The organism is Armatimonadota bacterium (genome assembly GCA_020354555.1).
Classification (GTDB): domain Bacteria; phylum Armatimonadota; class Hebobacteria.
Genome location: CP070648.1, coordinates 4712790 through 4723788 on the forward strand (window position 1 = coordinate 4712790; position 10999 = coordinate 4723788).

Sequence of the window (10999 nt, forward strand, 5' to 3'; positions counted from 1 at the left end):
GGATGGACTGAAACAGTGTGACTTTGACCGCCGGTTCCGGAACGGGTTCCACCGATTGGGTGACCCGCAGTGTCGTTTGAGTGCGGTCGGCGGACTCGATGGCCGCTTCGCATTCGCTGCCGCGGCCGTCGAAGATGCGGATCGCGTCGCCACCTCCGAGCCGCAGCACGCGCGTCACACGGTGATGCTGCTCGCCCGTGAGGATGACGGTTTCGCCCTCGATGTTCTCAACCAGCAACCGACGCATCGCGGCTCAACTCCCAGGTCATGGTGACCCATTCCTCTTCGCGCTGTGGCTCGCGCAAGACGAGGCCGGCCCGTGACAAGGCTTTGCGCACGTCCGCCTCCTGCTCCAGGGCGATGCCAGACGCGACGAAGACGCCCTTCGGGCGCAGGTATAAGATTACGTCTGGAGCCATCCTCGCGATCTGGTCGGAGGTGAGGTTGGCAATGATGATGTCCGCGCGTCCGCAGATACACCGCAACCGATCCCCGCACATAACCAGCACACCGTCGGCGACGCTATTGAGCGCGACGTTGCTGCGGGCGATCCGCGCCACCGACTCGTTGATCTCTACGGCGATGACGCGCCGCGCGCCCAGCTTCGCGGCCGCAATCGCCAGAATCCCGCTGCCGGAACCGATGTCGAAGACGGTCATCCCCGGGCGAACCAAGTTGGCCAGGGCGACCAGGCAGCCTCTGGTCGTCGCGTGCTGCCCGGTGCCAAAGGCCATGCCGGGATCGAGTTCGACGACGACTTCGCCGGGCGCGGCGGCGTACTCCTTCCAGGTCGGCTTGATGGCGAGCTGCTGCCCGACCCGCACCACGTCGAACCCGGCTTTCCACGCTTCCTGCCACACTTGCGAGCGAACGCGCCGCCTGGCTACCCTCCCCTGCCCCATCGCCACGTCAGCCGAGCGCAGCGCTTCGAGGCGCTCCCGTAGGTGCTTGACCGCGCCTTCGACATCGCTATCCGCCGGCAGATACGCCACCAGCCGCACACCTGCTGCGCTCGGCTGCTCCTCGACGCCATGTGCGAGGGACAGGAGCAGGTCCGCGATTCCCGGCGCCGCGTCCGCGGAGACCGTGACGGTGATCCTGACCCACATCGGCTCTGGCGCCCGTGCTGCCATGCGACGACCGGCGTGCCTTTCAGTTCAGGGGAAAGAGAATGCGGAACGCCTCGACGTTCTCCAGCGCCGTCATCGCCCAGTCGGGCAGCGGCACGTTGGGATTGTCGCCGAGGCTCAGGTAGGGCATTGCGCGCCATTCCCCGTCCACCTGAACCTCGACGAGGAACCGTCCGAGCAGGCGCTCCTGCCAGTCCTCGGCGTAGAGATCCGCCGCATCGTACTTCGGCCGCAGGTAGCGCAGGAAGAGCGGTGCGACACCCTCCCACGAGGCATCGAGCGCGCACAGCGGGCCGACGACCATCCACTGCGTCAGGCGGCGCACGTACTTCGTCTCCGGGCTCATAGCGTGCTCCGCCGGGATGATCTGGAAGCCGCCGACCTCGCCGACGAGCGACGTCGAGACATCTATGACCCCGGGGTGATTCGCGCGAATGCGGCCGATGCCAGCGTACAGCCCGCCGGGAAATCTGCCGACGCCGATGACCGGACGCAGAACCTGCCCGACGGGCTTGCGGAAGCCGTTCGGGTATTCGAGATAGATCAGCCCGCCGAAGCGATTGTCGAAGACGATCTGTGAGGGATAGTGCGCCGGGCGCCGGATCGAAATGACGAGCACGTCGCCGCGAGCCGGGGCATAGTCAGCGGGCAGCGGCACGAGTTCCGTACCTCGCTCGACAAGGACGGGATTGCCTATGAAAGGAGTGCAGTCGCCGCCGAAGATGCCGACGCCGGCCGGTATGTCAGTATAGATCGTCGCACCCGGCAGGTCGGCTTCAGTGAACGGCTGATCCAAGCCAGGGGCGAACTCGCGCGGGACGAGAGAGAAGATGACGCCGCGGTCGTCGACGGTGTTGAGCGCGACCGTGATGTGCAGGGCGTTGACGGCGGTGGCAGCTACCGTTCCGGGGGGCGCCCACTTGCTGGCGGTGAATCCGCGGGGGTTGACCTTCTCGGCATTGCGCAGGACGGTCCCGGCCTGGCGCCAGGCGCCGTTCTCGGCCACAGTGATGGTGCCGCCGGGGGCGTTTTCGATGCGGATTTGCCCGATGTCCCGCAGTTCGGCGACGTTCTCGGCGGCGACCTCGGGCGACGGCCCGCGCTCCCCGCTGACAACGGCGTGAGCCGACGGCCGCGCGAACATCACGACAGCCAGAGCGAGCCCGATCGCTGCCGCCGGGAGCATACGTCGCCAGCGTGCGCGTGCGCACTGGGTCTCGGACGGGCCTCTGCGGCGCAGTCGAGGCAGCGTACCCCTCCCCGTGACAGGCCGCGAAATGGCGAAAGCGGACGGAATCCAGCCCTGCCAGCGCCCCGCTTTGCAATCCCTGGGAAAGATGCTATAATTCATTTGACCTTCCACTCATATGGTCTGAGGCGATGATGGCAGTACCCAACGATGTAGTCACCTGTAACTGCGGTCACCATATCGGCACCAAGGAGATACTGCAAACCAGCCTTTATCTCAGTCTTCTCGGGCCTAGCTTCGTGTACGTTCGCTTCCGCTGCGGCCGATGCAAGCGAGTCGGCGAGCAACTCGTGCGCGAGGAGAAATGGAACCAGGGCATGCTGCGCCCCGACGGCCCGTCACTGTCCACGGAAGAGCGGGACAAGTTCGAGGGCCTGGGCCCCATCACCCCCGCGGAAAAGATAGACTTCCACTACGCGCTGGAGGACCTGGGGGAAGTCATCATCCCCCAGCGCCGCGAGCGCTAGGAGCCTCTGCGTTCGACACGGCGGGCCTTCCGTCCCCGCCGCGCTTGCCCGCTTCTCCCCGCGTGCTCGAATCATCAGCGGACTTGTGCCGGACACGGCCGCATATGGGTCGGCGGGGGCGATCGGCTTCACCGGCCGAGGGCGAGACGATCACCCAGCAGAGCGGGCAGCCCGGCCTTCTCCAGTTTCTCCCGGACGGGTGCCACTGAATACGGGATGCGCTTGACGGTAAGCTGACGTTTGGTCGTGTCGTAGAGTCCGAAGCTGGCCATGGGGTTGCCGTCGCGCGGCTGGCCGACGCTGCCGCAGTTGACGATGTAGCTGGTGCCCCGGCTGAAGCGCAGGCTCCCGCCCTGCGCCAGCGACCCGTGTTCAAGGTAGGCGGCTCCGTGCGCGTGCGCATAGCGCTCTGCGATGTGCGTGTGCCCGATGAGACACACGGGAGTGATCATCTCCGCGAAGACCTGGCGCGCCTCGGTTTCCGATGTCACGTAATCCATGGGCTGAGGCAGCGAGCCGTGCACCAGCGTTATGGAGTTCTCCATTTCCATCAGCGGCAGCGACAGCAAGTAACCGCGGCTGGCCGGGCTCAGCCGCTCCTGCGTCCAGACGATGGCCTCGCGCGCGTACCAGTTGAACCAGTTGATGTCATAGTTGCCGACGCAAGCGAGATCGTGGTTGCCGACGACGCACTTCAGGCCCGGCAGCTCTCGCACGATGGCCACGCATTCCTCGGGGTCCGGCCCATAGCCGACGATATCCCCGAGACAGATGTAGGCGTCCACTTCGCCGATGCGCTTGAGCACCGCCTGGAGCGCTTCGAGATTCGCATGAATATCGGAGATGATGGCGTATCGCATGCCCTAGCTCACCCTACGAGCGACGGGGGCCATTCGCCCGTACCGCCACGCCGCGTGCAGCGGGCGCATCTTGCCCCGGGCCCGTCGCCGCCGCGCCACGATGCGATGATTTCCGCGCGCAAACTCCTGTCTCCTGCGTCGCCGTGCCGGCGGCATGCGTTTCGCGCCAGCGGGAAGGCCGCGGCGAGTCCTGCGGCGAACACAACAGCATCAGCGTACCGTGCATCATTTCATGGAGCATCGCCGATGTTAGCCGGATCTCAACAGGGATTTCACCGCGCGCCGGGGTTGCGCGCGAGACGCAGCCTGGCAGTAGTCGCGTCCTGGCTCCTGGCGTTGGCGTTGGCCGGCGCCGGGCGTGTTTCCGGCGATCTGCCGCTGCTGGATGTGGCGCCCAAGTCGGTGCGGCAGGGGGATTGGACCTTCGTGTTCGTTCGTCCCGGGGCGGTCGCGCCTGCCGCAGGCGAGTGCCGGTGGCTGGGCAAGACGCACTCGCTGTTCCCCACCGAGAATGGCTACCGTGCGATCCTGCCCGTTTCGCCCGATGCGCCGACGGGACAGCAGATGATAACGGTCGTCTTGCAGGCCCCCGGCGGCGAGGCGCGCGAAACCGGCTTGCCGGTGACCATTGTGAAGCGCAGCTTCGGTGTGCAGAAGCTGACGATGAAGAGACAGACGAGCCAACTCTACACCGACCCTGCGACCGCCCAGGAAGGCAAGACGATCCGCGCCGCGCTGTCACAACTGAGCGCCGAGCAGCTCTGGCACGGGCCGTTTGCGTGGCCGGTCAAAGGCCGCGTCAGCACGGGCTTCGGCCTGGCCCGTTCGATCAACGGCGAGATCCAGTATCGCCACAAGGGGCTCGACATCGCCGCGGCGACGGGAACGCCGGTCCTCGCGCCGAGCGACGGCGTGGTCAGGCTTGTGCGCCAGGACTACAAGTTGCACGGCAAGACCGTAGTCGTTGATCACGGGCAGGGCCTCGCCTCGCTCTATCTCCACTTATCGGAGATACTCGTTAGGGAGGGGCAAGAGATCTCGAGCGGCCAGCGCCTCGGCAAGGTCGGCGCCACCGGCGTCGCCACCGGCCCGCACTTGCACTGGGCGGTGTACGTCGCGGGCGAGCCGGTGGACCCGCATTTCTGGATTGACGTGCCGGAGGAGGGCCGCTAGGGCGGCGGGCAGTGCCGGGCAAGATGATGCTCCGGCCCGGCATACGCCGGGCAAACGGGACTGCGTCGCGGCGTCGTACGGATCGAGAGTGGAGGCAATTCGCCACAGGCGACTGGAGTTGCCGCCCACCATTGTGCACAGAGCCTCCGGGACTTCCCGGAGGCTCTGTTGCTTTGGTTCTGGATCGTTCAGTCGCTGCGTCGCTTAGAAGTCGTAGTCAGGGGCGCCGCCGCCGCCCGGCGGACCGGCGGGGGCCTTTTCCTTCTCCGGCTTCTCTGCCACCAGCGCCTCGGTGGTGAGGAGCATGCTGCCGATACTGGCGGCGTTCTCCAGCGCGGTGCGGGTGACCTTGACCGGGTCAACGATGCCGGCCTCGACGAGGTCAACATAGTCCTCGCTGATGGCGTCGAAGCCGATGCCGTCCTTAAGGCCCTTGACCTTCTGCACCACGACTGAGCCCTCCATACCGGCGTTGGAGGCGATGGCGCGGAGCGGCTCTTCGAGCGCGCGGCGTATGATCCTGATGCCGGCCTTCTCGTCCGCATCCTTGGCCTTGAGCTTGTCGAGCACCGGGGCGACGTTGACGTAGGTCGTGCCGCCGCCGGGCACCAGGCCTTCCTCAACCGCCGCACGGGTCGCGCTGAGCGCGTCCTCGAAGCGATGCTTCTTCTCCTTGAGCTCGGTCTCGGTGGCCGCGCCGACCTTGATGATGGCCACGCCCCCGGCCAGCTTGGCGAGGCGCTCCTGGAGCTTCTCCTTGTCGTAGGAGGAATCCGTCTCCTCGATGGCCCTGCGGATCTGCGCGATGCGGCCCTGGACCGCGTCCTTGCTTCCCGCGCCCTCGACGATCGTCGTCTCTTCCTTGCTCACGACGACCTTCTTGGCCTGGCCCATCATCGTGGTGTCAACGTTTTCCAGCTTGATGCCGAGGTCTTCGGAAATGAACTGGCCGTTGGTGAGGGTCGCGATATCTTCGAGCATTGCCTTGCGGCGATCGCCGAAGCCGGGCGCCTTGACCGCGCAGCAGTTCAGGATGCCGCGAATCTTGTTGACCACCAGCGTTGCCAACGCCTCGCCTTCGACGTCCTCGGCGATGATGAGCAGCGGCTTGCGCGCCGACGCGACTTTCTCCAACACCGGCACCAAGTCGGGCACGGCGCTGACCTTCTTCTCGTGAATCAGGATGTACGGCTCCTCGAGCACGGTCTCCATCCGCTCGGGGTCGGTCACGAAATACGGGGAGATGTAGCCCTTATCGAACTGCATGCCCTCGACGACCTCGACGGATGTCGTGGTGCCTTTCGATTCCTCGACGGTGATGACGCCGTCCTTGCCCACCTTGTCCATCGCGTCGGCGACGTATTCGCCGATCTCGCGATCGTTGCCGGCGATGGCGGCGACGTTGGTCACCTCAGCCTTCCCGGCGACAGGTATCGAGCGCTTCTTGATTTCCTCGACTACCTTCTCCACCGCCCGCTCGATACCGCGCTTGAGCATCATCGGGTTGGCGCCCGCGGCGACGAGCTTCATGCCTTCGCTCACGATCGCCTGCGCGAGCACGGTCGCGGTCGTCGTGCCGTCGCCCGCGACGTCGTTGGTCTTCGACGCCACTTCCTTGACGAGCTGCGCGCCCATGTTCTCGTAGGGTTCCTCGAGTTCGATCTCCTTGGCGACGGTCACACCGTCCTTGGTGATCGTGGGCGAGCCCCACTTCTTGTCGAGCACGACGTTGCGCCCTTTGGGGCCGAGTGTTGCGCGGACCGCGCGCGCCACCGAGTTGACCCCGCGCTCGAGAGCGCGGCGAGCATCTTCGTCGTATGCGAGAATCTTAGCTGGCATATGTACCTCCTTTGGTTACCCCCAACCTACTTGATGGCGAGGATCGACTCCTCGTCCAGAATCACGTACTCGGTTCCGTCCACATCCACCTCAGTGCCCCCGTACTTGGAGTAGATGATGGTGTCTCCGACTTTCACCTGCATCGGCGCGCGCTGGCCGTTGTCGAGCAGCTTGCCGCTGCCCACGGCCACGACCTCGCCCTCCTGCGGCTTCTTCTTGGCGGTGTCGGGAAGCACGATGCCCGTGGGGGTAGTCTCCTCCTCGGGACCGGGCTTGACGACGACCTTGTCGCCTAACGGTTGTAGCACAGCAGTCACCTCCCTTTCGACGCGGTTAGCACTCTCGGATCGAGAGTGCTAACCACTGGGAGCTATTATAGCGCGAGGCTCAGGTTTGTCAAGAGGCCGTGCAGCCGGTTTGGGCCTCTTCCCTGCCACGCCGCCCCGTCCCCAGGAAGCCGAGGAGAGGATTTGGGGCGGCTCGGGTGGAAGCCTGCCTGCCGTAGCGTGCTCTGTCATGGCCGATCTGAGAGAACCAGCCGGATCCCGTCGCTCGGACCTCGAATTCAGCGCCTTCGTGCCGGCGCGGGCTGTCACGCGGCTCCTTGGCGACAGCGCGGGCCTGCGCAAAGCGGCAGGGCTGCTGAGAACCGCCGGGGTGACGAAGGTGTACCTCGACGTCTTCCGCGGCTACTTTCCACCGGAAGCCGTGTTGCGCGCAGCGCGCGACTCCCTTCGGGGACAGGGATTCGCGGTCAGTGGCGGCATCACGACCGTCGCAGGCAAGGGCTGCGGCAAGCCGTCATCCCACGGGCTGTATTGGCTCTGCTGGTCGGCGCGGGCGTCGCAGGAGGTCATCGCCCGCGCGAGCGACGTCGCCGCGCGGCTGTTCGACGAGATCATCGTGGATGATTTCCTGTGCACCATGTGCCGGTGCGCGGAATGCGACGCCGAGCGCCGTGGCCGCGACTGGCCGCAGTTCTACCGGGAGCAGATGGTCGATCTCGCGCGGCGCCTCATCATCGGGCCGGCCAAGAGGGCGAACCCCAACGCGGTTGTCATCATCAAGTACCCACAGTGGTACGACCGCTTCCATCGCTTCGGATACGACGTGCGCGAGCAGCCCAGGCAGTTCGACCTCACCTGGGCGGGGACCGAGACGCGCGATCCCGAAGTCGAGTACGTCCAGCCCTACCAGGCCTATTTCAACCACCGCTGGCTGCGGACGCTCGCCGGGAAGCGCATGGGCGGGGCGTGGTTCGACCGCATCAATACGTCACCCGAAGTCTTCGTGCAGCAGGCGTACCAGAGTGTGCTGGCGGGCGCGAAGGAGCTAGTGCTCTTCGATTATCGGCACGAATTCTTCGCGCCCGGCGCGCCGCACATGACAGCGTTGTACGATCACTTCGAGCGACTGTGCGACCTCGCGCGCGCCGTAGCCGGCCGGAAGCCTGTGGGCGTCCACGCCTACAAGCCGCCGGACAGCGACGGCGGAGACGAGGCCTATGTCTTCGATTACCTCGGCATGTTCGGCATCCCCCTCGTGCCGTGCAGCGAGTTCCCGCGCGGCGCGCGCGCGGTGTTCCTTCCGCAGCACGCCGCCAGCGACCCTCATCTGGCTCAGCACTCAAGCAGGCTTCTCAAGTCTCGTCACGCGGTGCTCGTGACCGGCGGGCTGCTGGAGCGCTTGAATGACCGCGAACTCATCGCGGAGTTCGGATGCGCCGATCCCCCGACGCGGCAATGCGATGACTGGGCGTTTCGTTTCCACGTCGGGCCGCGCGAGGCGCTGGGGCCAGGCTTCGTGCATTTCACCAGGAGGCTGAATCCGACAGAGGCAGAGGTGCTCGCGGCCGCGACCGCATCGCGCGGTGATCTCGCCGTCCTCACCGAAAGGCGATCCGCTTCGGGCTCCTCGCTGCTCGCCCTCAATGCGCACACTATGCGCTACGCGCCCGACAGCACGCGCGTCACGGTCGGTGAGCCGGTGCCGCTGATTCATCTGCCTGATGAAGTCGTCCAGGCGCTACGCGCGCGCCTGCTGGCACCGCTCGGGATCAGACTCGAGATGCCATCGCTCATCGGCTTCTATCCGTTTGACGGCGGCCCATTGGTATTCGAGAACTTCGGGCGGCGCGCGGCCCGGGTCAAGCTGGCGCTGGATGCTCGACGCTGGGGACGAACGTCCCACCTCACCGACATTCTCACCCGCCGACGCCTGCGGACCGGTGCGTCGGGCGACTTCGAGTTCTCCCTCGCGGCGCACGCGGTGGCTGCCTTCCGCATCGCGCGACCCCGTGCGTGATTCGCCGGTCGAACTGCCTGTCGCGACATGACCTACCCGCGTCGCGTCAACTGTCCGGTAGGACTTGCGCGGCCGACGAACAAGAGGATCCGTGACGCCCTCGCAATACGGCGCACGCGTGCAGCAGCACACGGCCACAGGAGATCCCAATGCTGGGCAACTGGAGCTATGACGACCTCGACGCAGAGATCGCCGCGGAACTGAGTGTCTTTCTGCCGGCTCGCGTGTTCGACGCACACGCCCACCTCTACCGAACGGCCGGCCTTTCGCGACCCGCGCCGGACCTATGGGCCGAGGGGCCGGAGATCGTGACCGCCGAGGTCTGGCGTGAGCGCATCGGCAGACTGGTGGGCACGAAGCGGCTGGCCGGCGCGTTCTTCCTTGCCAGTCCGGTTGCCGAGCGAGCCGTGTTGGCGGGAGAGAACGCCTTCGTGCTCCAGCAATGCGAACAGCTCCCGCAGAGCAGAGGGATCATCGTGGTGACGCCCGGCTGTTCGCGTGACACCGTTGCCGAATACCTCGCGCACGGCCGACTGTGTGGCTTCAAGCCGTATCACACCTATAGCGAGGAAACGCCGACCTTCGAGGCGACGCTCGGCAGTTATCTCCCGGAATGGGTGTGGGAAATCGCCGATGAACGCGGGCTGCTCATTCTCGTGCACCTGGTGAAGACGACGGCTCTAGCTGACGCGGACAACCAGCATTATCTCCGCGAGCACTGCCTGAAGTATCGGGGCGCCAGGCTCGTGCTTGCCCACGCCGCGCGGGGATTCCATGCCCCGAACACGGTGCGCGGCTTGGCGACGCTGCGCGGACTGGAGAACGTCTGGTTCGACACCTCAGGCATCTGCGAGCCAACCGCGCTCAAGGCGATCCTAGGTGAGTTCGGCCCGCGGAAGCTGATGTGGGGCAGCGACTTCCCGGTCTCGGAACTGCGCGGCAGGTGCGTCACCGTGGGCGACGGCTTCGCGTGGTTGCAGCCGGACACGGTGCTGTGGGACAAGCTGAGCCCCGCCTGTCACCCGGCGCTCGTGGGCCTGGAGTCACTGCGCGCGCTCGCGGAGGCCGCGGACGACCTCGGCCTGAGTGTGGATGATCTCCAGGATATCTTCGCCGACAATGCGCTGCGCCTGGTTGGTCTGAGGCGTGAGTGCGGGAGCGTGACACAGGATCTGTACCGACACGCCAAGGATCGCATCCCGGGCGGGACGCAGCTCTTGAGCAAGCGGCCGGAGATGCTGGCTCCGGAGCAGTGGCCGGCGTACTTCCGCGAAGCCCGCGGCTGCGAGACGTGGGACCTCGACGGCCGCCACTACTACGATATGTCAACCAACGGCATCGGTGCATGCCTGTTGGGATTCCGCGATCCGGACGTCACGCGGGCGGTGCGGCGTCGCGTCACTCTCGGAAGCATGTCAACGCTCAGCCCTCCCGAGGAGGTGGAGCTGGCGGATCTACTGTGCGACATCCATCCCTGGGCGGAGCAGGTGCGCTTCACCCGCAGCGGGGGCGAGTCGTGCGTCGCCGCAGTGCGCATCGCCCGCGCCACCACTGACCGGTCGGTCGTCGCTATCTGCGGCTACCACGGCTGGCACGATTGGTACCTGGCGGCCAATCTGGGAGAGAGCGACGCGCTGCGGGGGCACTTGCTGCCGGGGCTGGATCCGCTCGGCGTGCCGAGGGAGCTGCGCGGCACCAGCCTGACCTTCGCGTATCACGATCGCGAGGCGTACCAGGCAATCCTCGACCGCCACGGCGACCGGTTGGCCGCGGTGATCATGGAGCCCTGCCGCAGCCGTGACCCGGAGCCGGGCTTTTTGGAATTCGTCCGCGACGGCGCGCACCATAACGGGGCGCTCCTCATCTTCGACGAGATCAGCATCGGCTGGCGGCTGCATTTCGGCGGGGCGCATCTCAGGTTCGGCGTCACCCCCGACCTCGCCGTGTTCGCCAAGGCAATGGGCAACGGCCATCCCA

10 protein-coding genes are annotated in these 10999 nt (G+C 66.2%); 4 read left to right on the top strand and 6 right to left on the bottom strand.

The window, feature by feature from the left end; all coding sequences use genetic code 11:
* From JSV65_19350 to JSV65_19360, 3 genes are all read right to left on the bottom strand, one after another.
* The coding region (locus JSV65_19350; GenBank protein ID UCH34646.1) for a 16S rRNA (uracil(1498)-N(3))-methyltransferase at positions 1-247 on the bottom strand (247 nt) is incomplete at its 3' end.
* A complete protein-coding gene (locus JSV65_19355; protein UCH34647.1) occupies positions 228-1133 on the bottom strand; it encodes a 50S ribosomal protein L11 methyltransferase in 906 nt (301 codons plus the stop codon). The genes JSV65_19350 and JSV65_19355, both read right to left, overlap by 20 nt.
* A 19-nt stretch (positions 1134-1152) precedes the next feature.
* Positions 1153-2316: a hypothetical protein gene (locus JSV65_19360; protein UCH34648.1), complete on the bottom strand. Its 1164-nt coding sequence runs from the start codon at positions 2314-2316 to the stop codon at positions 1153-1155.
* A 194-nt stretch (positions 2317-2510) separates the two neighbouring features.
* On the opposite strand from JSV65_19360, the gene JSV65_19365 reads away from it, so the two are divergent.
* Entirely contained in the window at positions 2511-2846 is a 336-nt protein-coding gene (locus tag JSV65_19365) for a hypothetical protein (protein ID UCH34649.1), read from the top strand.
* Positions 2847-2974: 128 nt separating this feature from the next.
* On the opposite strand, the gene JSV65_19370 is transcribed toward JSV65_19365, so the two are convergent.
* Entirely contained in the window at positions 2975-3706 is a 732-nt protein-coding gene (locus JSV65_19370) for a metallophosphoesterase family protein (GenBank protein UCH34650.1), read from the bottom strand.
* A 246-nt stretch (positions 3707-3952) separates the two neighbouring features.
* Between JSV65_19370 and JSV65_19375 the strand changes: the two genes are divergently transcribed.
* On the top strand, positions 3953-4879 hold the full coding sequence (locus tag JSV65_19375) for a M23 family metallopeptidase (protein UCH34651.1): 927 nt from the start codon (positions 3953-3955) through the stop codon (positions 4877-4879).
* Positions 4880-5083: 204 nt separating this feature from the next.
* Here JSV65_19375 and groL read toward each other — a convergent pair whose 3' ends face one another.
* Positions 5084-6718 (bottom strand): chaperonin GroEL, encoded by a 1635-nt coding sequence (gene groL, locus JSV65_19380; protein UCH34652.1) that lies wholly within the window; start codon positions 6716-6718, stop codon positions 5084-5086.
* A 26-nt stretch (positions 6719-6744) separates the two neighbouring features.
* Positions 6745-7026, bottom strand: coding sequence for a co-chaperone GroES (gene groES, locus JSV65_19385; GenBank protein UCH34653.1), 282 nt, complete (start codon positions 7024-7026; stop codon positions 6745-6747).
* A 208-nt stretch (positions 7027-7234) separates the two neighbouring features.
* On the opposite strand from groES, the gene JSV65_19390 reads away from it, so the two are divergent.
* Together JSV65_19390 and JSV65_19395 are read left to right on the top strand one after the other, a co-directional pair.
* Positions 7235-9022, top strand: a complete 1788-nt coding sequence (locus JSV65_19390) for a hypothetical protein (GenBank protein UCH34654.1) — start codon at positions 7235-7237, stop codon at positions 9020-9022.
* Between the two features lie 149 nt (positions 9023-9171).
* On the top strand, positions 9172-10999 hold a 1828-nt coding region (locus JSV65_19395), incomplete at its 3' end, for an aminotransferase class III-fold pyridoxal phosphate-dependent enzyme (GenBank protein UCH34655.1).